This window comes from Pseudocitrobacter corydidari, from assembly GCF_021172065.1.
In the GTDB taxonomy this organism is placed as follows: domain Bacteria; phylum Pseudomonadota; class Gammaproteobacteria; order Enterobacterales; family Enterobacteriaceae; genus Pseudocitrobacter; species Pseudocitrobacter corydidari.
Window position 1 is genome coordinate 227,679 of sequence record NZ_CP087880.1, and the last position, 20,848, is coordinate 248,526.

Here is a 20,848-nt window from a genome sequence, read left to right on the forward strand (position 1 = left end):
ACGGGCGCCACGGCGTAGTATGGTTCGCTTCGAATCGCGTTGTGGAGCCCGTATGTCATTTAAGATTGAGCTAATTAAAGATAAAGTCCTCTCCGATAACTACTTTATTCTGCGCAATATTACCTACGATTTAACCCGCAAAAATGGCGAAGTTATCCGGCATAAACGCGAAGTTTATGACCGGGGCAACGGCGCCACCATTCTGCTCTACAATCCGCGCAAAAAGAACGTGGTGCTGGTACGCCAGTTCCGCGTCGCCACCTGGGTCAACGGCAACGCTGACGGGCGACTCATCGAAACCTGCGCAGGCCTGCTGGATGATGACGAGCCGGAAGCGTGCATTCGCAAAGAAGCCATAGAAGAAACCGGCTATCAGGTTGGCGAGGTGCGCAAAGTGTTCCAGCTCTATATGTCACCCGGCGGCGTCACGGAAATCGCTCACTTCTTTATTGGCGAATACGACGATAACCAGCGCCAGGGGATGGGCGGCGGCATCGACGATGAAGACATTGAAGTGCTGGAAATCCCGTTTACCGAGGCGCTGGCGATGATAACGCGGGGTGAAATCTGCGACGGTAAGACGGTGATCTTGTTACAGTATTTGCAGTCTTCTGGTTTAATTAATTGATTTTACTAAAGAAATAATTATGTATTTTATATGAATCAATCCGACAAATCCGATTGAGCGTGGCGGCCCTGGCGTTGAAGATACCCCGGTTAATTGATGTTTTTTTCTTCTGGGGTTGTACCGTTCATGCGCTACCGCGTTCTTCTCTTATTGTTTTTGGGGCTCCTCCCAACGTCTGTGACGTGGGCGTCTCCTGTCCAGCAGGTTTTTTCGGACTGGCTGGTCACCTGCAATAATCAGAATTTCTGCGTCACGCGTAACGTCGGCCTGCACCACGGCCTGGTGATGACCCTCAGCCGCAGTGCGGGCGCGCATATGGACGCTGCGTTGCGTATCGAACTGGGCGGTCTGGTCAACCCGGTCGCCGCCGTGCCGCCGATTGCGCCGCGGCTGCTGCTCGATGACAAGCCGCTCCAGCGTGGGGAAGAACACTGGAAGGTTCAGCCAAAGCTTCTCGCCACGGAAGATAGCGCAACGATTGATGCGTTTTTGCAACAGGTGCAGGACGCGCAGGCGATAACCCTGCAAAAAGGGGTTCAGGTGATCTCCCTGAAAGGGCTAAAAGCCGCGCTGTTGTTTATCGATTCACAGCAAAAGCGCGTTGGCAGCGAAACGGCGTGGGTGCGAAAGGGCGATGAACCACCGTTAAGCGTGCCGCCCGCGCCGCCGCTGAAAACCGTTGCCAAAGTCAACCCGACGCCGACGCCGCTCACTCGCGATGAATACAATGATTTGCTCGATTATGGCACCTGGCGGATGAACAATACCCAGTGCTCGCTGGATCCGCTGCGCCGTGAAGTGTGGGTCACCGCGCTCACTGATGATAAAGCGCTGATGATGATCAGTTGTGAATCCGGCGCTTATAACACGATTTACCGTGCCTGGCTGGTGTCGCGTAAAAAGCCCCATGCTTCGCATCCGGTGCGCTTGCGTCTGCCATTCCTGCCTTCCGGGCAGGATAGCCGTGACGTTGAGCTGATGAACCTGACCTTCAATGAAAATACGCGCGAGCTTATCACCCTTGAGAAAGGGCGCGGGCTGGGCGACTGCGGCGTGCAAACCCGCTGGCGCTACGATGGGCAGCGTTTCCGTTTAGTGCGCTATGCCGGGCAGCCGGAGTGCGATAACTGGCAGGGTGCCGATGCGTGGCCTACCCAGTGGATCACCGGGTAGGTGTGGTGCGGGTGTCATTGCCGGGTGGCGGCTAAGCCTTACCCGGCCTACAAAATATCCGCCCGTACGTGCATCCATTCGTAGGCCCGATAAGCGCAGCGCCATCGGGCGTGATGCATGAGCCATTGCCGGGTGGCGGCTACGCCTTACCCGGCCTACAAAATATCCGCCCGTACGAACATCCATTCGTAGGCCCGATAAGCGCAGCGCCATCGGGCGTGATGCATGAGCCATTGCCGGGTGGCGGCTACGCCTTACCCGGCCTACAAAATATTCGCCCGTACGTGCATCCATTCGTAGGCCCGATAAGCGCAGCGCCATCGGGCATGATGCGTGAGCCATTGCCGGGTGGCGGCTACGCCTTACCCGGCCTACAAAATATCCGCCCGTACGAGCATCCATTCGTAGGCCCGATAAGCGCAGCGCCATCGGGCATTTGCGCCATAACCTAACGTTTCTTCAATACCGCTTTTGCCTTCTCGACAATATTCTCCACCGTAAAGCCAAAGTACGGGAACAGTTTTTCCGCTGGCGCCGATTCGCCATAGCCGGTCATCCCGACAATCGCCCCTTTCAGGCCGACATATTTGTACCAGTAATCGGCAATGCCTGCTTCGACCGCCACGCGGGCGCTGACGCCGGAAGGCAGCACCGACTCACGGTACTCTTCATCCTGTGCATCAAAGGTATCCGTCGAAGGCAGCGAAACCACTCGCACGTTCACCCCGTCCGCACGCAGCTTTTCTGCCGCCAGCACGGTGATTTCCACTTCTGAACCGGTGCCTATCAGAATCAGGTCCGGTTTACCGCCCGCATCCTTCAGCACATAACCACCGCGAGCAATTTCCTTCACCTGCTCCGGCGTGCGCTCCATTTGTGCCAGATTTTGTCGGGACAGGATCAGCGCCGTTGGGCCGTGGTGGCGCTCAACCGCTGCCTTCCACGCCACCGCGGTTTCCACCTGATCGCACGGACGCCAGGTGCTGAAGTTTGGCGTGAGCCGCAGGCTGGCAAGCTGCTCTACCGCCTGGTGCGTCGGGCCATCTTCGCCAAGGCCGATGGAGTCATGGGTGTAGACCATAATCTGCCGCGCCTTCATCAGCGCCGCCATACGCGCGGCGTTACGCGCGTACTCGACAAACATCAGGAAGGTGGCGGTATAGGGTACGAAGCCGCCATGGTGGGCAATTCCGTTGGCAATCGCCGTCATGCCGAACTCACGTACGCCATAGTGAATATAGTTACCCGCCAGATCCTCTTTGAGTGATTTCGAGCCGGACCAAATTGTTAAATTACTGGGCGCGAGATCCGCCGAGCCGCCCAGCAGCTCCGGCAGAATCGGGCCATAGGCGTTGAGGGTATTTTGCGAGGCTTTACGGCTGGCGATTTTCGACGGCTCCGACTGCATTTTCTCGATGTACGCCTGCACGGTACTCGCCCAGTTTTCCGGTAAGCCACCGCTCATGCGACGGATAAACTCCGCCGCCAGTTCTGGGTGCGCCTTTTGATAGGCGGCGAGCTTCTCTTTCCAGCTCTGCTGTTCTTTCTCACCGCGCTCACGGGCATCCCACTTTTTGTAAATCTCTTTTGGAATCTCAAACGGTGGGTGATTCCAGCCAAGCTGTTTACGCGCCAGCGCGACTTCTTCCGCGCCCAGCGCCGCGCCGTGCGCTTCCTCTTTACCGGCTTTATTCGGTGAGCCGAAACCAATAACCGTGCGGCAAATAATCAGCGACGGTTTATCCTTAACGCTCTGCGCCTCTTCAATCGCTTTTTTCACCGCCTGCGGATCGTGACCGTCGATTTCATGTATCACGTGCCAGTGATAAGCCTCGAAGCGTTTCGCCGTATCGTCGGTGAACCAGCCTTTGGTTTCACCATCAATCGAAATCCCGTTGCTATCGTAAAAACCAATCAGTTTTCCCAGCCCCAGCGTCCCGGCAAGGGAACTCACTTCGTGCGAAATCCCCTCCATCAGGCAGCCGTCACCCATAAATACGTAAGTATAGTGATCGACAATCTCATGCCCCGGCTGGTTAAACTGTGCGGCCAGCGTGCGTTCGGCGATAGCCAGACCGACGGCGTTCGCCAGCCCCTGGCCGAGCGGCCCGGTGGTGGTTTCAACGCCTGGCGTATAGCCAATCTCCGGGTGGCCTGGCGTTTTCGAATGCAGCTGGCGGAAGTTTTTCAGCTCTTCAATCGGTAGGTCGTAACCGCTCAGGTGCAGCAGGCTATAGAGCAGCATCGAGGCGTGGCCGTTAGAGAGAATAAAGCGATCGCGGTCATACCACGTTGGGTCCGTGGGGTTATGTTTCATGAAGTCGTTCCACAGGACTTCAGCAATATCCGCCATGCCCATCGGCGCGCCAGGGTGTCCGGAATTGGCTTTCTGAACGGCATCCATACTCAGGGCACGGATGGCATTAGCGAGATCTCTTCGTGACATTAACGACTCCTTAGCAAAAGTGGCGATCTTGATAAGTTATGAGATGCATAACAAAAAAGCATAGCAGACAGGCATAGCATTGTTTTCGATAGTTGGTAACATGTTCCTCATATACCAATAACAATGTGAACCCACAGGCCCGGCCGTGGCGCATCACTTTTTAGTTCGATACGTGAAAGGAACCCCAAATGGACGAGCAGTTAAAACAAAGTGCCCTCGATTTCCACGAATTCCCGGTTCCGGGGAAAATTCAGGTCTCTCCGACAAAACCGCTGGCGACGCAGCGCGATCTGGCGCTGGCCTATTCACCGGGCGTTGCCGCGCCGTGTCTGGAAATTGAGAAGGACCCGCTAGCCGCGTACAAATACACCGCCCGTGGCAACCTGGTGGCGGTGGTGTCTAACGGTACGGCGGTGCTTGGCCTCGGTAACATTGGCGCACTGGCCGGTAAACCGGTGATGGAAGGTAAGGGTGTCCTGTTTAAAAAATTCGCCGGTATTGACGTGTTCGATATCGAAGTGGACGAACTCAATCCCGACAAATTTATCGATGTGGTCGCGGCGCTGGAGCCGACTTTCGGCGGCATCAACCTCGAAGATATCAAAGCGCCTGAGTGCTTCTACATCGAGCAGAAACTGCGCGAACGCATGAACATTCCGGTATTCCATGATGACCAGCACGGTACGGCGATTATCAGCACGGCGGCTATCCTCAACGGCCTGCGCGTGGTTGAGAAGAATATCTCTGACGTGCGTATGGTGGTGTCCGGCGCGGGTGCGGCGGCAATTGCCTGTATGAACCTGCTGGTGGCGCTGGGGATGCAGAAACACAATATCGTGGTCTGCGACTCTAAAGGCGTCATCTATAAAAACCGCGAAGCCAATATGGCGGAAACCAAAGCGGCTTACGCGGTGGACGATGACGGCAAGCGCACGCTGGATGACGTGATTGCCGATGCGGACATTTTCCTCGGCTGCTCCGGGCCAAAAGTGCTGACCCAGGAGATGGTGAAGAAAATGGCGCGCGCGCCGATGATCCTCGCGCTGGCTAACCCGGAGCCGGAAATTCTGCCGCCGCTGGCAAAAGAAGTGCGCCCGGATGCGATTATCTGTACCGGTCGTTCGGACTACCCGAACCAGGTCAACAACGTGCTTTGCTTCCCGTTCATCTTCCGTGGCGCGCTGGACGTTGGCGCGACGGCGATCAACGAAGAGATGAAGCTGGCGGCGGTGCACGCGATTGCCGAGCTGGCGCACGCGGAACAGAGCGAAGTGGTGGCATCGGCCTATGGCGATCAGGATCTGAGCTTTGGTGCGGAGTACATTATTCCCAAACCGTTCGATCCGCGCCTGATCGTCAAGATCGCCCCGGCGGTTGCCAAAGCGGCGATGGACTCCGGCGTGGCGAAGCGACCTATTGAAGACTTCGACGCTTACGTTGAAAAACTGAGCGAGTTTGTCTACAAAACCAACCTGTTCATGAAGCCGATTTTCTCCCAGGCGCGTAAAGAGCCGAAACGCGTGGTGCTGGCGGAAGGGGAAGATACGCGTGTGCTGCACGCCACGCAGGAGCTGATTACGCTGGGGCTGGCGAAACCGATTCTGATCGGTCGTCCGAGCGTTATCGAAATGCGTGTCCAGAAACTGGGCCTGCAAATCAAACCGGGCGTCGATTTCGAAATCGTCAACAATGAATCTGACCCGCGCTTTAAAGAGTACTGGAATGAGTACTATAACCTGATGAAACGCCGTGGCATCAGCCCGGAACAGGCACAGCGCGCGGTGATCAGCAATACCACGGTGATTGGCGCGATCATGGTTCATCGCGGCGAAGCGGATGCGCTGATCTGCGGTACCATTGGCGACTATCATGAGCATTATGGCGTGATTCAGCCGCTGTTTGGCTATCGCGATGGTGTACACACCGCAGGCGCAATGAACGCCCTGCTGCTGCCAAGCGGCAACACCTTTATTGCCGATACCTACGTCAACAACGATCCGACGCCAGAACAGCTGGCGGAAATCGCGTTGATGGCGGCAGAGAGCGTGCGTCGCTTCGGTATCGAACCGCGCGTGGCGCTGCTGTCGCACTCTAACTTTGGTTCGTCTGACTGCCCGTCAGCCAGCAAAATGCGCGACGCGCTGGCGCTCGTGAAAGCGCGGGCGCCGGAGCTGATGATTGACGGTGAAATGCACGGTGATGCCGCGCTGGTGGAAAGCATCCGCGCCGACCGCATGCCGGACAGCCCGCTGAAAGGCTCGGCAAACATTCTGGTGATGCCGAATATGGAAGCCGCGCGTATCAGTTATAACCTGCTGCGCGTCTCCAGTTCTGAAGGCGTGACCGTCGGCCCGGTACTGATGGGCGTGGCGAAACCGGTCCATATTCTGACGCCGATTGCCTCTGTGCGACGCATTGTGAATATGGTGGCGCTGGCGGTAGTTGAGGCGCAGACGCAGCCGCTGTAAGCGATTTAATTAATATCAGGCGCGGAATGTTATCTGCGCCTTTTTTATTTTCATTTAGTCCAGCAATTGATGGAGCTCGATCTCTTCTATCAGATGCAATGCTGTCGGGCTTTTTTCCGATTTTTCATACAGAGGATGTTCTGATTAATGTCCATTCGATAACATCTACTTTTTGAAAATGGACAATTCAACATGCAAAAAGGATTGCTGTTCCTCTGCCTTCTCACATCAAGTCTGCCTGTGTTGGCGCAAGATGAAATTCCAACCGCGTTAAAGGAATATTACCACTCCTCTTATAATGAAAGTCATGAATATATATGGTTGAGAAAAGGGCAACCCGAGTTGGAATACTCTATTTGTCTGAATAAGCAGGTAGCGACTGAAAAGCAGATTGTGGTGATGTGTGGCTATATGACTAACGCTTCGGAACCAGATTCTGCGCCATTTGATATCTGGTATCTGGACGGAAGTAATATTGCCGCGCGTAGAACGACGGAAGGCTATGGTCGTATGGGGGCATCTGGTGATGCAAAAGCGGTAAAAATTGGCGAAAAGTGGGGCGTGATTCTGGAATCAAGCTATATGATGCAAGGTGTCGAACAAACCTTTCAGCAATTTTACGTTGTAAAAGGAAAGGACATTCAACGTATTGCTAGCCTTCCCATCCATTCGAGTAACGAAGCCAATGGGCTGGCAGATAACGTTGATACCCAGGTTGCATTTGCGCAGAAATATACTGGCACCTATCCAAATATGCTTTTACATTCTACCGGAGTATTAGCCGGTGAGAAAATTAATGAGCAGTGGTCGGTGCCATTTGACTCGAAGACCAATCAATATCTCATCCCTGAAGAAATTGACATTGGTTATTGATTATCAGAGTTGGTCAGGAATTTTTGGGGCTACACCCAATCCCTGACCTTAATAAACTCGCTCAACGCCGCTTCCGGGGTGCCTGCTTGCGGCTGATAATCATATTCCCAGCGCACCAGCGGTGGCATCGACATCAAAATGGATTCAGTGCGCCCACCGGTTTGTAAACCAAACAGCGTGCCGCGATCCCAGACCAGATTAAATTCCACGTAGCGGCCACGGCGGTAAAGCTGGAAATTGCGCTCGCGCTCGCCCCAGATTGCAGCTTTGCGTCGCTTAACGATCGGCAAATACGCGTCGGTAAAACCGTTGCCGACCGCCTGCATAAAGGCAAAACAACTGTCGAAATCGGGCGTATTCAGATCGTCAAAGAACAGCCCGCCAATGCCGCGCTGCTCGTTGCGGTGCTTAATGAAGAAGTAATCGTCGCACCATTTTTTATAGCGCGGATACACGTCTTCTCCGAAGGGCTGGCACAGGTCACGTGCGGTACGATGCCAGTGAATGGCGTCTTCTTCGAAACCGTAAAACGGTGTTAAATCGAAGCCGCCGCCAAACCACCACACCGGGTCAGCGCCCGGTTTTTCCGCGATAAAGAAACGCACGTTGGCATGGCTGGTTGGAACATACGGATTGCGCGGATGCACCACCAGCGATACGCCCATCGCTTCGAAGCTGCGCCCGGCAAGTTCCGGGCGGTGCGCGGTGGCCGATGCAGGCATGGCATCACCGTGAACGTGTGAGAAGTTAACGCCCGCCTGTTCGAAGATATCGCCGTCGCGCAGCACGCGGCTGCGACCGCCGCCGCCCGCGTCGCGCTGCCAGCTGTCTTCAATAAACGCACCGCCGTCCAGCGCCGAGAGTTGCTGGCAGATATCGTCCTGCAATTGCAGTAAAAAGGCCTTTACCTGGTTTGCATCAACGGTCATTAGCGTTTCCTTGCGTGGGCTTTCTGGTTATCGAACCAGTGGAAATAGCTGACGATACCCGACGCAATCGCGTTGGCGATTTTTTGACGAAACGCCGTGGTACCCAGCAGACGTTCTTCTTCCGGGTTGGTGATGAACGAGGTCTCAACCAGTACCGACGGAATAGACGGCGACTTCAGCACCACAAACGCGGCCTGTTCAGTGCCTTTACTGTGCAGCTTATGTACCGGCTTAATCTTTTTCAGGATATGCGAGCCCAGCGTCAGGCTGTTCTTGATGGTATCGGTTTGCACCAGGTCGAACAGGACCTGCTGGAGCAGGTGATCTTTATCCGTGGCTTTTTTACCCGCCACTTCATCCGCCCGGTTTTCACGGTCGGAAAGGTATTTTGCCATTGCGCTACTCGCGCCACGGTTTGAAAGCGCAAACACCGACGCCCCGGCGGCAGACGGGTTGGTAAAGCCGTCGGCATGAATCGACATAAAGAGGTCCGCGCCGTGTTTGTGGGCGATCTCTACGCGATCGTAAAGGGGAATAAAGGTATCGCCGGAACGGGTTAAGCGCGCGTCAATGCCCTGACTGCGCAGAATGGAACGCACGTTTTTGGCAATCGCCAGCACCACGTGTTTCTCTTTCGAACCGTTGCGGCCAATCGCGCCGGTATCAATACCACCGTGACCGGGGTCGAGAACCACGATGCGTTTACCCGATTTTTTCGCTGCAGGTTTGCTGTGCCCGTTGCTGGTTTTTAACGGCGCCTCTTTGGCGGTCGCCTGGGATATTCCTGACAACGTCAGTGCTGCCAGTCCGGCTTTCAGCACCTGGCGGCGCGAAGCAAGTGATTTTAAAGGTTTAAAAGTGCTCATTCGGCCTGAGTTGTAAAAAATAGTGTTCCAGATGTTATATCGTATCGCGTTTCCCGTTACGACAACTGAAGATTAGAATTGTTTTACTTTTCATTTCAATACGTGACGAAGCGGCATTATGGCATTTTTTTGCGCTATTTTCGCCAGATATTGGCTAATTCGGACGATCACGCCATAATCACTGTTTTTAAACCCGAGAAGGGGCAGGGATACCATGGAGATACGCGTTTTTCGCCAGGCCGATTTCGAAGAGGTCATCACCCTGTGGGAGCGATGCGATCTGCTGCGCCCATGGAACGATCCTGAAATGGATATCGAACGCAAAGTGCATCACGACGTCAGCCTGTTTCTGGTGGCAGAAGTAAACGGCGAAGTGGTGGGCACGGTGATGGGCGGCTATGACGGCCATCGCGGCTCGGCCTATTACCTTGGCGTGCACCCGGAATTTCGCGGGCGTGGCATTGCCAATGCGCTGCTCAATCGTCTTGAGAAAAAGCTGATTGCGCGCGGCTGCCCGAAAATCCAGATTATGATCCGCGAAGATAACGATGTGGTGCTGGGCATGTATGAACGCCTGGGCTACGAGCACAGCGACGTGCTGAATTTAGGTAAGCGCCTGATTGAAGATGAAGAATACTAAGCCGCTTTTGTTTCCCTCTGACTACGATGGTTGGGGAATGCTGAAACTTCCCTGGCTATTTTGGGGGGTGTTGTTATTACAATTACGCACCTTCGCCGTCGTCATGCATGCTGTTGCGTTTGATAACGTTCATTTTTCAGATGGTGCTCTTTTCATTGCCCTATCCCCAGGTATACCTGCATTCCTGGTTTTTATTTTTTTTATCCAGCCAAGACAACCGGGGCCCTATCATTGGTGGGGACTCTGGTGTACCGGGCGCTGGTTATTGATCCTTGGTGGATGTCTACACTTGGGCTGGCAATTTTTTAGCTGGATTCAAAGTGAACCAGTAGCAGTCATGTCAGTGTGTTTTTTTATTGCCGATAGTGTAGCGTTGTGGTGGGTCATAAACAGTCAACGCTTGTGGGCTTGCTTTACAGCTGAGTATGGCTACCCATCCTTTCATTATAGAAAAAGAGATTATTAAATAACGCATCCCCTCTGACGCGTCGAAAGCCAGGGGGATTGACTGTTACTCGAACTCGCTGGAAATGCGCGCCAGATCGTCCTTGCTAAATGAGATATTGCACTCCGCGTCGTTATCCTGGAGGATTTTTTGAGCGATCATTTCGGTTACCGGGGCGACTATGGTGAAATGATCGCCATTGGGTATCCTATTAATAGTAAGTGGGATTTTTTCTTTTTTAACGAAAGCGGCAATATTATCGAAAGCCTTCCAGTAATATTCACCGCCTTCAAAGTACCATGTCGGTTTTTTTATGGATGTGAGGAAGGAGGCTGGCGAGCGCAGCCGGTATTCGTCATCGTTTTTTTCAAAAGGTACTGGGACCATCATAGCCCAGTGTTCAACACGGGCTTTTAGATCGGGAATGCCGCCGATGCTGAAATAAGCGCGGAATTTGTCACTGTATTCGCTGGCCAGTAAGACACGTGTCCCCCCCGTGCTGTGCCCCGCCAGATAAATACGTTTAGGATCAACCCAGGGTTGCTTCGCTAACCAGTCGTAAGCGGCATCGATATCGTCCAGCTCGCCATAAAACATTTCATAACTGCCGGGGTTATTATCTTCGCCACGGAAGCTCGGTAGCATTTCCACCAACCCGGCTTTGCGAAACGCGCTGCCACTTTGGTCATTGTCGTGGGGCTGCGGCTGCCAATAATCTTCACCATCGCTTAACCCACCGTAGCCGCCATGTATCCAGATCACCGCCGGGTGGCGTTTGCCATCGTGGGGATCGGGTGTAATGTAGGCGGCCATCTTTCCGATCTTCGTCGGGTAGCTTGTCAGTACATAGACATCTTGAGGTGGAGTGACCAGATTGCCCGAATCGGTGAAACTTTTCTGGATTATGCGGGTGGTAAAGCCTTTTCGCGCTTCGCGTAACGATTGATCGCTGATGGTAACCTGATGACCAGTATCTGGTATCGTAATCACCTCTTTGGCATCATTACAGGCGGTTAGGGAAAATAGTATGACTGAGAGCAGGCCATAATGAATAAAAGACATACAGACACCTTGTCGATGAAATGCCCGTTATTATGAGAAAGCGAATGCACAGTGGAAAGGCCGAAAGCGGACTCAGCGCTGATTTTCGCGATGGGCGAAAAATCATTACGAGGGTGGGTTCAATGTCATTGTATTTTCAGGCAGATGTATGAATTATCCTTCTGATTACGATCGTAATGGGCTCTTAAAAACCCCTTTTTTATTTTGGTGTATTTTGCTACTACAGGCCCGAACATGGGTATTGTTCGTGATTGCTGGCGCATCGCGCGAGCAGGGCGGCGCGCTGCTTGGGCTGTTTTATCCCGATCACGATAACTTCTGGCTCGGCCTGCTGCCCGGCGTACCTGCGGTGCTGACTTTCCTGTTGAGCGGCAGGCGGCAGCATTTTCCCCGCTGCTGGCGCGCGCTGCGTCCGCTGTTGATTATCGCCCAGTGCGTACTGCTGGTCTGGCAACCCTGGCTCTGGCTTCAGGGCGAACCGCTTTCCGGCATTGGCCTGAGCCTGGTGCTCATCGACCTGTTTGCACTCTGGTGGTTGATGACCAATCCCCGATTACGCGCCTGTTTCCGGGAAATTACAGAATAAAGTGCACTTTTTGCCGAGAGCACACTCCAACAGGCGTTGAACAAATAAGAAAGGACTTAGAGATGAAATCGCTGCGTTTACTTGTATGTGCCCTGCCACTGGCCTTAACCGGCTGTTCCACGGTCTCTTCGGTGAACTGGTCTGCGGCAAATCCGTGGAACTGGTTTGGTTCTTCGACCGAAGTCACGGAGCAGGGCGTCGGCGGCATCACCAGCACCACCGCGCTGGATGAACAGGCGATTAACGACGCACTGGGCGGCGACTATCGCCTGCGCAGCGGGATGAAAACCGATAACGGTACCATCGTGCGTTACTTCGAAGCGCTTGATGGCGACAAGCTGGCATTGGTGGTGAACGGCGAAAACGGCAGTGTAAGCCGTATTGACGTTCTGGATAGCGCCATCAAAACCGACAGCGGTGTCGAAATTGGCTCGACCTTCAGCGATATCTACAGCAAAGCCTACGGGCACTGTCAGAAAGCCACCGGCGATGACAGCGCGGGCGTCGAATGTAAAGCCGAAGGCAGCAAGCACATTAGTTATCTCTTCACCGGCGAATGGAGCGGCCCGCAGGATTTAATGCCGTCCGATGATGCGCTGAAAAACTGGACGCTGAAGAAGATCGTCTGGCGTCGTTAATTTTGCGCAAGGTTAATCCTTCGTGCTGAAAAAACGCGTACAATAGCCCTCATAAATTGAATGCCACGATGTCGTGGCATTTTTGTGAAGGAGGAGCGATGTCTCAGGTTCAGAGCGGCATTTTGCCGGAACATTGCCGCGCGGCGATTTGGATTGAAGCCAATGTTAAAGGGGATGTAAACGCCCTTCGTCAGAGCAGCAAAATTTTCGCCGATAAACTGGCTGGTTTTCAGGCTAAATTCCCCGATGCGCATTTAGGCGCAGTTGTCGCATTCGGCCCCAAAGTGTGGCGCGATCTGAGCGGCGGCGTGGGTGCGGAAGAGCTGAAAGATTTCCCTGGCTACGGCAAGGGCCTCGCGCCAGCAACCCAGTTTGATGTGCTGATCCACATTCTCTCTTTACGCCAGGATGTTAACTTCTCTGTTGCGCAGGCGGCGGTTGAAGCCTTTGGCGACAGCATTGATGTACAGGAAGAGATCCACGGTTTCCGTTGGGTGGAAGAACGTGACCTGAGCGGCTTTGTCGATGGTACCGAAAACCCGGCGGGTGAAGAAACGCGTCGCGAAGTGGCTGTCATTAAAGACGGCGTCGATGCGGGCGGCAGCTATGTGTTTGTTCAGCGTTGGGAACATAACCTTAAACAGCTGAACCGCATGAGCATTCCGGATCAGGAAATGATGATTGGCCGCACCAAAGAAGCTAACGAAGAGATCGACGGCGACGATCGTCCGGTGACCTCTCACCTGAGCCGCGTTGACCTGAAAGAAGACGGTAAAGGGCTGAAAATTGTCCGCCAGAGCCTGCCGTACGGCACCGCCAGCGGCACCCATGGCCTCTATTTCTGCTCTTACTGCGCGCGTTTGCACAACATCGAACAGCAACTGCTGAGTATGTTCGGCGACACCGACGGTAAACGTGACGCAATGCTGCGCTTCACCAAACCGGTTACCGGCGGCTACTACTTTGCGCCGTCGCTGGATCGCTTGCTGGCACTGTAACAGTTGCCTGATGGCGCTGCGCTTATCAGGCCTACGGACCGCACGTACCTTGTAGGCCGGGTAAGGCGTCAGCCGCCACCCGGTAAAGCGCCCGCACAATGCCTGATGGCGCTGCGCTTATCAGGCCAATCTGCCCATCCCCGCACGCGCGGGGATTTTTTTTACCTGAGATTTACCCTAATTAGTGAGCTGTTCCTCAGTATTCATTTGTTTTTAATGTATTTTCATTGTTAATGGAGTGTAAGGCTCTATCTTCAAAAGGGAGAACATTGAAATGGGTAAACTCACGGGTAAAACAGCATTGATTACGGGCGCGTATCAGGGTATTGGCGAAGGCATCGCCAGAACCTTTGCTCGCCATGGCGCGAACCTGATCCTGCTGGATATTTCCGATGAGCTTGAAAAACTGGCCTACGATCTGGCCGGACGTGGCTATCGTTGTACTGTCGTGAAGGCCGACGTGCGCGATTTCGCTGCTGTTCAGGCGGCTATTGCGCAGGCCAAAGAGCGGGAAAATAAAATCGATATTCTGGTTAATAACGCGGGCGTTTGCCGCTTAGGCAGCTTCCTCGAAATGAGTGAAGAAGACCGTGATTTCCACATTGATGTGAATATCAAAGGCGTCTGGAACGTTACGCGAGCCGTATTACCGGATATGGTGGCGCGCGGCGATGGGCGCATCGTGATGATGTCTTCGGTCACGGGCGATATGGTGGCGGACCCAGGCGAAACGGCGTATGCGATGTCGAAAGCGGCGATTATTGGCTTAACCAAATCGCTGGCGGTGGAATACGCGCAGTCGGGTATTCGCGTGAACGCCATTTGCCCTGGCTATGTGCGCACGCCAATGGCGGAAAGCATCGCGCGTCAGTCGAACCCGGAAGACCCGGAATCGGTGCTGACGGAGATGGCGAAAGCCATTCCGCTGCGTCGTCTGGCGAACCCGCTGGAAGTCGGCGAACTGGCCGCATTCCTCGCCTCTGATGAGTCGAGCTACCTGACCGGCACGCAGAATGTCATCGACGGCGGTAGTACCCTGCCGGAAAGCGTCAGCGTCGGTATCTGAGTCTGACGACCCGCCTCTTCGTGTTCTGCGAAGAGGCTTTAAGCCTTATTCCCTTTTAAACTTCCAAATCACCAAACGGTATATAAAACCGTTACTCCTTTCACACCCGTTATAAATACACTGATGCTTAGAGAATCATCACACGACAAGGGTGCGGAATGGCCGTTAACTTACTGAAAAAAGGATACCTGACGCTGGCAGCTTCCATGTTGCTGGTCGCGCAGGCGCAGGCAACTGAGTTGCTGAACAGTTCTTATGACGTCTCTCGCGAGCTGTTTGCTGCCCTGAATCCGCCGTTTGAGCAACAATGGGCCAAAGATAACGGCGGCGATAAACTGACGATAAAACAATCTCATGCCGGGTCATCAAAACAGGCGCTGGCGATTTTGCAGGGCTTAAAAGCAGACGTTGTAACTTATAACCAGGTGACCGACGTACAAATTCTGCACGATAAAGGCAAGCTTATCCCGGCGGACTGGCAGTCGCGCCTGCCGAATAACAGCTCGCCGTTCTACTCCACCATGGGCTTCCTGGTGCGTAAGGGCAACCCGAAGAATATCCACGACTGGAACGATCTGGTGCGCTCCGACGTGAAGCTGATTTTCCCGAACCCGAAAACCTCCGGTAACGCGCGTTACACCTATTTAGCCGCGTGGGGCGCAGCGGATAAAGCTGACGGTGGCGATAAAGCCAAAACCGAACAGTTTATGACCCAGTTCCTGAAAAACGTTGAAGTGTTCGATACCGGCGGTCGTGGCGCAACCACCACTTTTGCCGAGCGTGGCCTGGGCGAAGTGCTGATTAGCTTTGAATCGGAAGTGAACAACATCCGTAAACAGTATGAAGCACAGGGCTTTGAAGTGGTGATCCCGAAAACCAATATTCTGGCGGAATTCCCGGTGGCGTGGGTCGATAAAAATGTGCAGGCCAACGGTACGGAAAAAGCCGCAAAAGCCTACCTGAACTGGCTCTACAGCCCACAGGCGCAGACCATCATCACCGACTATTACTACCGCGTGAATAACCCGGAAGTCATGGACAAACTGAAAGATAAATTCCCGCAGACCGAACTGTTCCGCGTGGAAGACAAATTTGGCTCCTGGCCGGAAGTGATGAAAACCCACTTCACCAGCGGCGGCGAGTTAGACAAGCTGTTAGCGGCGGGGCGTAAGTAATGTTTGCAGTTTCTTCAAGACGCGTGCTGCCGGGCTTTACCTTAAGCCTTGGCACTAGTCTGCTGTTTGTGTGCCTGATATTGCTGCTGCCGCTCTCCGCGCTGGTGATGCAGCTTTCTGAGATGAGCTGGGCGCAGTACTGGGAGGTGATTACCAACCCGCAGGTGGTCGCGGCCTACAAAGTGACGCTGCTGTCGGCGTTTGTGGCATCCATTTTTAACGGCGTTTTCGGCCTGCTGATGGCGTGGATCTTAACCCGTTATCGCTTCCCTGGCCGCACGTTGCTTGATGCGCTGATGGATTTACCCTTTGCGCTGCCAACGGCAGTCGCCGGTTTAACGCTGGCCTCGCTCTTTTCCGTGAACGGTTTTTACGGTGAATGGCTGGCGAAGTTTGATATCAAAGTCACCTATACCTGGCTTGGGATAGCGGTGGCGATGGCCTTTACCAGCATCCCGTTTGTGGTGCGTACCGTGCAGCCGGTGCTGGAAGAGTTGGGCCCGGAATATGAAGAAGCGGCAGAAACGCTTGGCGCAACGCGCTGGCAGAGTTTCTGCAAAGTGGTGCTGCCGGAGCTTTCTCCGGCGCTGGTGGCGGGCGTGGCGTTGTCGTTTACCCGTAGTCTTGGTGAGTTTGGCGCGGTGATATTTATCGCCGGGAACATCGCCTGGAAGACGGAAGTGACGTCGCTGATGATTTTTGTGCGCTTGCAGGAGTTTGATTACCCGGCGGCGAGCGCGATTGCTTCGGTGATCCTCGCGGCATCCCTGCTGCTGCTGTTCTCAATTAACACTCTGCAAAGTCGCTTTGGTCGGCGTGTGGTAGGTCATTAATGGCGGAAGTTACCCAATTGAAGCGTTATGACGCGCGCCCGATTAACTGGGGCAAATGGTTTCTGATTGGCACCGGGATGCTGGTATCGGCGTTCATTCTGCTGGTGCCGATGATTTACATCTTCGTACAGGCGTTCAGCAAAGGACTGATGCCAGTTTTACAGAATCTGGCCGATCCGGACATGCTGCATGCCATCTGGCTGACGGTGATGATTGCGCTGATTGCCGTACCGGTAAACCTGGTGTTCGGCATTCTGCTGGCGTGGCTGGTGACGCGCTTTAACTTCCCCGGACGCCAGTTGTTGCTGACGCTGCTGGACATTCCGTTTGCCGTCTCGCCGGTGGTTGCCGGTCTGGTTTATCTGCTGTTCTACGGCTCTAATGGCCCGCTGGGCGGTTGGCTCGACGAGCATAACCTGCAAATTATGTTCTCGTGGCCGGGAATGGTGCTGGTCACCATCTTCGTGACGTGTCCGTTTGTGGTACGCGAGCTGGTGCCGGTGATGTTAAGCCAGGGCAGCCAGGAGGACGAAGCGGCGATTTTGCTTGGTGCGTCCGGCTGGCAGATGTTCCGTCGCGTCACATTACCGAACATTCGCTGGGCGCTGCTTTACGGCGTGGTGCTGACCAACGCCCGCGCGATTGGCGAGTTTGGCGCGGTATCGGTGGTTTCCGGCTCGATTCGCGGTGAAACACTTTCGCTGCCGTTACAGATTGAATTGCTGGAGCAGGACTACAACACCGTCGGCTCCTTTACTGCCGCCGCGCTGTTGACGCTGATGGCGATTATCACCTTGTTTTTAAAGAGTATGTTGCAGTGGCGCCTGGAGAATCAGGAAAAACGCGCGCAGCAGGAGGAACATCATGAGCATTGAGATTGCCAATATTAAGAAGTCGTTTGGTCGCACCCAGGTGCTGAACGATATCTCACTGGATATTCCTTCTGGTCAGATGGTCGCGCTGCTGGGGCCGTCCGGTTCCGGAAAAACCACGCTGCTGCGCATTATCGCCGGGCTGGAGCATCAAACCAGCGGGCATATCCGTTTCCACGGTACCGACGTCAGCCGCCTGCATGCGCGCGATCGTAAAGTCGGTTTCGTGTTCCAGCATTACGCGCTGTTCCGCCATATGACGGTATTCGACAATATCGCTTTTGGCCTGACGGTGCTGCCACGTCGCGAGCGCCCGAATGCCGCGGCGATCAAAGCGAAAGTGACAAAATTGCTGGAGATGGTGCAGCTTGCGCATCTGGCGGATCGTTATCCGGCACAGCTTTCCGGCGGCCAGAAACAGCGCGTGGCGCTGGCGCGCGCGCTGGCTGTGGAACCGCAAATTCTGCTGCTTGATGAACCGTTTGGCGCGCTGGATGCGCAGGTGCGTAAAGAGCTGCGTCGCTGGCTGCGTCAACTGCATGAAGAGCTGAAATTCACCAGCGTGTTCGTCACCCACGACCAGGAAGAGGCGATGGAAGTCGCCAACCGCGTGGTGGTGATGAGCCAGGGCAATATCGAACAGGCTGATGAACCGGACCAGGTATGGCGCGAACCGGCGACCCGTTTTGTGCTCGAGTTTATGGGCGAAGTGAACCGCCTGCAGGGAACCATTCGCGGTGGGCAGTTCCATGTTGGCGCACATCGCTGGCCGCTGGGCTACACGCCTGTGTATCAGGGGCCAGTGGATCTCTTCCTGCGCCCGTGGGAAGTGGATATCAGCCGCCGTACCAGCCTCGATTCGCCGCTGCCGGTCCAGGTGCTGGAAGCCAGCCCGAAAGGTCACTACACCCAATTAGTTGTGCAGCCGCTGGGGTGGTATGAAGATCCACTCACCGTGGTGATGCGTGGCGATGACGCGCCAGTGCGCGGCGATCGTTTGTTCGTCGGGCTGCAACATGCGCGGTTGTATAACGGCGACGAGCGTATCGAGTCTCATGAGACGCTTGCTCTGGCGGAAACGGCCTGATAGGTTAATTTGCAGGTTTATCGCCCGGTGGCGCTTCGCTTACCGGGCCTACAGCGTATGTCGTGGTTTTGTAGGCCGGGTAAGCGAAGCGCCACCCGGCTTTTTCTTGGGCAGAAAACGTGAACACATTAGAACAAACCATCGGCAATACGCCGCTGGTCAAATTACAACGTCTGGGGCCGGATAACGGCAGTGAAGTGTGGGTGAAGCTGGAAGGCAATAACCCGGCAGGTTCGGTGAAAGATCGTGCCGCGCTATCGATGATTGTCGAGGCGGAAAAGCGCGGAGAAATCAAACCGGGCGATGTCCTGATTGAAGCCACCAGTGGTAACACCGGTATTGCGCTGGCAATGATCGCCGCGCTAAAAGGCTATCGCATGAAATTGCTGATGCCCGACAACATGAGCCAGGAGCGTCGCGCGGCGATGCGTGCCTACGGTGCGGAACTGATTCTGGTCACCAAAGAGCAGGGCATGGAAGGTGCACGCGATTTGGCGCTCGAAATGGCGAATCGCGGTGAAGGCAAGCTGCTCGATCAGTTCAATAATCCCGATAACCCTTATGCGCATTACACCACCACCGGGCCGGAAATCTGGCAGCAAACCGGCGGTCGCATCACCCATTTTGTCTCCAGCATGGGGACGACCGGTACGATTACCGGCGTGTCGCGCTTTATGCGCGAGCAATCCAGGCCGGTGACGATTGTTGGCCTGCAACCGGAAGAGGGCAGCAGCATTCCGGGCATTCGCCGCTGGCCGGCGGAGTATATGCCAGGGATTTTCAATGCCTCATTAGTGGATGAGGTGGTGGATATTCATCAGCGCGATGCGGAAAACACCATGCGCGAACTGGCGGTGCGGGAAGGGATTTTCTGCGGCGTGAGCTCCGGCGGTGCGGTCGCTGGCGCAATTCGCGTGGCAAAAGCCAACCCCGGTGCGGTAGTGGTGGCGATCATCTGCGATCGCGGCGATCGCTACCTTTCCACCGGGGTGTTTGGGGAAGAGCACTTTAGCCAGGGTTCAGGGATTTGACGGTAGTGTTTTATCCGTCTGCGCAATCAGCGCGTGCAAGTAAGGCTGTGCGTTCTCATCGCTCTTACCGGGGATCTTCACGATATACGGCTTACCGGTAATCGATGACGACGAGGCCACCTTATCAATAAATTGCTCGGCGGTATCAATGCGGTTGCGCGTGTTGCCGAGTTTCAACTTCAGATGAGACACCGCTTCGTCGCAGGTGTGCTCATCGCCATTGCGCACAAAGACCAACTCTTTTTGCTGAGACAGTGCGTCGAGCATGGCATTAATGCGGGCTTCTTCGTGAGCATTGAGTTTAGCCCACGCGGGAAGCGTAAGCAGCAGGGCGACCAGCGCGCAGAGAATTCTTTTCATCAATATAACGTTCCATGTGAGTGATAAATCTGGCGCTAGTGTGCTCGCGAAAGCGCGGCAAAATTTAGCTTTGCGAGCGATTGGCGGGGCAATAAATTCCGAAAATGAGGTCTCAGGGGTTCAGTAAATCCGTCCCGTAGGAATTGTCGATGGTACAAAGCCAGCGCTCATCACGGTGGGCAAACACATAGGTTGCCCGCCTGGTGACCTGAGTGCTGCCGCCGTCTTCCGTTGGAATATCCAGCCGGGTTTCCATAATCACCAGCGCCGTGTCGCCGCCTTCGATAATCTCCATTTTCCCCTGCGTCACCACCAGGCGATGCTGGAAGAAATCGGCGATAGCGATAAACGCTTTATGAATATTCACTTTGCCTTTCACAATCATCTCCGGCTTCACCACAAGCGTGGCGTCCTCGGCGTAGTAGTTCATCAGCGTGTCGTAATCTTCCTGCGAAATGGCCTGGTCACAGGCTTCGATAACGGCCTTGATTTGGGTCTGTACCTGGGTCATCGCGATGGGCCTCGTGGGGTGGCGTGGTTCACCGTATTAATTGTAGTGCTATTCAGTATATGTGGGCTGTGAGAAACCGTGGTTAAATTGTCTGGTTTCTCATTGAATTTGTGATGGTTTCTTCATTTTTGGATTTTCATCTTTCTGCATCATTACCCCGT

At 54.5% G+C, this 20,848-nt stretch carries 22 protein-coding genes; 16 read left to right on the forward strand and 6 right to left on the reverse strand.

Translation table 11 applies throughout. From position 1 onward, the window contains the following. The first annotated feature begins 52 nt into the window (after positions 1-52). The 3 genes from nudK to G163CM_RS00985 all read left to right on the forward strand — a co-directional run bounded on the left by nudK (position 53) and on the right by G163CM_RS00985 (position 2,253). Positions 53-628 carry a GDP-mannose pyrophosphatase NudK gene (gene nudK / locus G163CM_RS00975; RefSeq protein WP_231826546.1) on the forward strand — a complete coding sequence of 192 codons (576 nt, stop codon included), beginning with the start codon at positions 53-55 and terminating at the stop codon, positions 626-628. A gap of 126 nt (positions 629-754) precedes the next feature. Next, positions 755-1,801, forward strand: coding sequence for a DUF1176 domain-containing protein (locus tag G163CM_RS00980; RefSeq protein WP_015963478.1), 1,047 nt, complete (start codon positions 755-757; stop codon positions 1,799-1,801). 113 nt (positions 1,802-1,914) lie between these two features. Beyond that, a complete protein-coding gene (locus tag G163CM_RS00985; RefSeq protein WP_231826547.1) occupies positions 1,915-2,253 on the forward strand; it encodes a hypothetical protein in 339 nt (112 codons plus the stop codon). Here G163CM_RS00985 and tkt read toward each other — a convergent pair. Beyond that, the gene (gene tkt, locus G163CM_RS00990; RefSeq protein ID WP_231826548.1) at positions 2,250-4,247 is read right to left on the reverse strand and encodes a transketolase; all 1,998 of its coding nucleotides are present in this window, start codon (positions 4,245-4,247) and stop codon (positions 2,250-2,252) included. The genes G163CM_RS00985 and tkt overlap by 4 nt on opposite strands. Positions 4,248-4,435: 188 nt before the next feature. On the opposite strand from tkt, the gene maeB reads away from it, so the two are divergent. Further along, the gene (gene maeB / locus G163CM_RS00995; RefSeq protein WP_231826549.1) at positions 4,436-6,715 is read left to right on the forward strand and encodes an NADP-dependent oxaloacetate-decarboxylating malate dehydrogenase; all 2,280 of its coding nucleotides are present in this window, start codon (positions 4,436-4,438) and stop codon (positions 6,713-6,715) included. Between the two features lie 192 nt (positions 6,716-6,907). After that, the gene (locus tag G163CM_RS01000; protein WP_231826550.1) at positions 6,908-7,588 is read left to right on the forward strand and encodes a hypothetical protein; all 681 of its coding nucleotides are present in this window, start codon (positions 6,908-6,910) and stop codon (positions 7,586-7,588) included. A gap of 29 nt (positions 7,589-7,617) precedes the next feature. Here the strand turns inward: G163CM_RS01000 and hemF are convergent, their stop codons facing one another. Next, positions 7,618-8,517: an oxygen-dependent coproporphyrinogen oxidase gene (gene hemF / locus G163CM_RS01005; protein WP_231826551.1), complete on the reverse strand. Its 900-nt coding sequence runs from the start codon at positions 8,515-8,517 to the stop codon at positions 7,618-7,620. Beyond that, positions 8,517-9,383 carry an N-acetylmuramoyl-L-alanine amidase AmiA gene (gene amiA, locus G163CM_RS01010; RefSeq protein ID WP_015963499.1) on the reverse strand — a complete coding sequence of 289 codons (867 nt, stop codon included), beginning with the start codon at positions 9,381-9,383 and terminating at the stop codon, positions 8,517-8,519. Before amiA ends, hemF begins: the two co-directional genes overlap by 1 nt. Positions 9,384-9,597: 214 nt before the next feature. On the opposite strand from amiA, the gene G163CM_RS01015 reads away from it, so the two are divergent. Both G163CM_RS01015 and G163CM_RS01020 read left to right on the forward strand, forming a co-directional pair. Further along, positions 9,598-10,023, forward strand: coding sequence for a GNAT family acetyltransferase (locus tag G163CM_RS01015; protein WP_015963500.1), 426 nt, complete (start codon positions 9,598-9,600; stop codon positions 10,021-10,023). Next, positions 10,010-10,489, forward strand: a complete 480-nt coding sequence (locus G163CM_RS01020; protein WP_231826552.1) for a DUF2919 family protein — start codon at positions 10,010-10,012, stop codon at positions 10,487-10,489. The genes G163CM_RS01015 and G163CM_RS01020 overlap by 14 nt, the downstream gene beginning before the upstream one ends. Before the next feature lie 45 nt (positions 10,490-10,534). On the opposite strand, the gene G163CM_RS01025 is transcribed toward G163CM_RS01020, so the two are convergent. Further along, the gene (locus G163CM_RS01025; protein ID WP_231826553.1) at positions 10,535-11,530 is read right to left on the reverse strand and encodes an alpha/beta hydrolase family protein; all 996 of its coding nucleotides are present in this window, start codon (positions 11,528-11,530) and stop codon (positions 10,535-10,537) included. Positions 11,531-11,678: 148 nt separating this feature from the next. On the opposite strand from G163CM_RS01025, the gene G163CM_RS01030 reads away from it, so the two are divergent. The 9 genes from G163CM_RS01030 to cysM all read left to right on the forward strand — a co-directional run bounded on the left by G163CM_RS01030 (position 11,679) and on the right by cysM (position 19,816). Further along, the gene (locus G163CM_RS01030) at positions 11,679-12,116 is read left to right on the forward strand and encodes a DUF2919 domain-containing protein (RefSeq protein ID WP_231826554.1); all 438 of its coding nucleotides are present in this window, start codon (positions 11,679-11,681) and stop codon (positions 12,114-12,116) included. A 62-nt stretch (positions 12,117-12,178) separates the two neighbouring features. Beyond that, complete coding sequence (locus G163CM_RS01035; RefSeq protein ID WP_231826555.1) at positions 12,179-12,754, forward strand: RpoE-regulated lipoprotein; 576 nt, start codon at positions 12,179-12,181, stop codon at positions 12,752-12,754. Positions 12,755-12,852: 98 nt separating this feature from the next. Beyond that, positions 12,853-13,752, forward strand: coding sequence for a Dyp-type peroxidase (locus G163CM_RS01040; protein WP_231826556.1), 900 nt, complete (start codon positions 12,853-12,855; stop codon positions 13,750-13,752). 274 nt (positions 13,753-14,026) lie between these two features. After that, positions 14,027-14,818, forward strand: coding sequence for an SDR family oxidoreductase UcpA (gene ucpA, locus G163CM_RS01045; RefSeq protein WP_015963504.1), 792 nt, complete (start codon positions 14,027-14,029; stop codon positions 14,816-14,818). A 158-nt stretch (positions 14,819-14,976) separates the two neighbouring features. After that, entirely contained in the window at positions 14,977-15,993 is a 1,017-nt protein-coding gene (gene cysP, locus G163CM_RS01050) for a thiosulfate/sulfate ABC transporter substrate-binding protein CysP (protein WP_231826557.1), read from the forward strand. After that, positions 15,993-16,826, forward strand: coding sequence for a sulfate/thiosulfate ABC transporter permease CysT (gene cysT, locus G163CM_RS01055; protein WP_000458420.1), 834 nt, complete (start codon positions 15,993-15,995; stop codon positions 16,824-16,826). Before cysP ends, cysT begins: the two co-directional genes overlap by 1 nt. Then, positions 16,826-17,701, forward strand: coding sequence for a sulfate/thiosulfate ABC transporter permease CysW (cysW, locus tag G163CM_RS01060; RefSeq protein WP_000852696.1), 876 nt, complete (start codon positions 16,826-16,828; stop codon positions 17,699-17,701). The genes cysT and cysW overlap by 1 nt, the downstream gene beginning before the upstream one ends. Beyond that, on the forward strand, positions 17,691-18,785 hold the full coding sequence (gene cysA / locus G163CM_RS01065; RefSeq protein WP_231826558.1) for a sulfate/thiosulfate ABC transporter ATP-binding protein CysA: 1,095 nt from the start codon (positions 17,691-17,693) through the stop codon (positions 18,783-18,785). Before cysW ends, cysA begins: the two co-directional genes overlap by 11 nt. 119 nt (positions 18,786-18,904) lie before the next feature. Beyond that, positions 18,905-19,816, forward strand: a complete 912-nt coding sequence (gene cysM / locus G163CM_RS01070) for a cysteine synthase B (protein ID WP_015963509.1) — start codon at positions 18,905-18,907, stop codon at positions 19,814-19,816. Here cysM and G163CM_RS01075 read toward each other — a convergent pair. After that, complete coding sequence (locus G163CM_RS01075; protein ID WP_231826559.1) at positions 19,805-20,176, reverse strand: YfeK family protein; 372 nt, start codon at positions 20,174-20,176, stop codon at positions 19,805-19,807. The genes cysM and G163CM_RS01075 overlap by 12 nt on opposite strands. A gap of 112 nt (positions 20,177-20,288) precedes the next feature. After that, positions 20,289-20,687, reverse strand: coding sequence for a YybH family protein (locus G163CM_RS01080; protein WP_231826560.1), 399 nt, complete (start codon positions 20,685-20,687; stop codon positions 20,289-20,291). Between the last annotated feature and the right edge of the window lie 161 nt (positions 20,688-20,848).

Coding starts and splice junctions, on each gene's coding strand:
- nudK (WP_231826546.1), top strand. CDS start 53: ATGTCATTTAAGATTGAGCTAATTAAAGATAAAGTCCTCTCCGATAAC.
- G163CM_RS00980 (WP_015963478.1), top strand. CDS start 755: ATGCGCTACCGCGTTCTTCTCTTATTGTTTTTGGGGCTCCTCCCAACG.
- G163CM_RS00985 (WP_231826547.1), top strand. CDS start 1,915: ATGCATGAGCCATTGCCGGGTGGCGGCTACGCCTTACCCGGCCTACAA.
- tkt (WP_231826548.1), bottom strand. CDS start 4,247: ATGTCACGAAGAGATCTCGCTAATGCCATCCGTGCCCTGAGTATGGAT.
- maeB (WP_231826549.1), top strand. CDS start 4,436: ATGGACGAGCAGTTAAAACAAAGTGCCCTCGATTTCCACGAATTCCCG.
- G163CM_RS01000 (WP_231826550.1), top strand. CDS start 6,908: ATGCAAAAAGGATTGCTGTTCCTCTGCCTTCTCACATCAAGTCTGCCT.
- hemF (WP_231826551.1), bottom strand. CDS start 8,517: ATGACCGTTGATGCAAACCAGGTAAAGGCCTTTTTACTGCAATTGCAG.
- amiA (WP_015963499.1), bottom strand. CDS start 9,383: ATGAGCACTTTTAAACCTTTAAAATCACTTGCTTCGCGCCGCCAGGTG.
- G163CM_RS01015 (WP_015963500.1), top strand. CDS start 9,598: ATGGAGATACGCGTTTTTCGCCAGGCCGATTTCGAAGAGGTCATCACC.
- G163CM_RS01020 (WP_231826552.1), top strand. CDS start 10,010: ATGAAGAATACTAAGCCGCTTTTGTTTCCCTCTGACTACGATGGTTGG.
- G163CM_RS01025 (WP_231826553.1), bottom strand. CDS start 11,530: ATGTCTTTTATTCATTATGGCCTGCTCTCAGTCATACTATTTTCCCTA.
- G163CM_RS01030 (WP_231826554.1), top strand. CDS start 11,679: ATGAATTATCCTTCTGATTACGATCGTAATGGGCTCTTAAAAACCCCT.
- G163CM_RS01035 (WP_231826555.1), top strand. CDS start 12,179: ATGAAATCGCTGCGTTTACTTGTATGTGCCCTGCCACTGGCCTTAACC.
- G163CM_RS01040 (WP_231826556.1), top strand. CDS start 12,853: ATGTCTCAGGTTCAGAGCGGCATTTTGCCGGAACATTGCCGCGCGGCG.
- ucpA (WP_015963504.1), top strand. CDS start 14,027: ATGGGTAAACTCACGGGTAAAACAGCATTGATTACGGGCGCGTATCAG.
- cysP (WP_231826557.1), top strand. CDS start 14,977: ATGGCCGTTAACTTACTGAAAAAAGGATACCTGACGCTGGCAGCTTCC.
- cysT (WP_000458420.1), top strand. CDS start 15,993: ATGTTTGCAGTTTCTTCAAGACGCGTGCTGCCGGGCTTTACCTTAAGC.
- cysW (WP_000852696.1), top strand. CDS start 16,826: ATGGCGGAAGTTACCCAATTGAAGCGTTATGACGCGCGCCCGATTAAC.
- cysA (WP_231826558.1), top strand. CDS start 17,691: ATGAGCATTGAGATTGCCAATATTAAGAAGTCGTTTGGTCGCACCCAG.
- G163CM_RS01075 (WP_231826559.1), bottom strand. CDS start 20,176: ATGAAAAGAATTCTCTGCGCGCTGGTCGCCCTGCTGCTTACGCTTCCC.
- G163CM_RS01080 (WP_231826560.1), bottom strand. CDS start 20,687: ATGACCCAGGTACAGACCCAAATCAAGGCCGTTATCGAAGCCTGTGAC.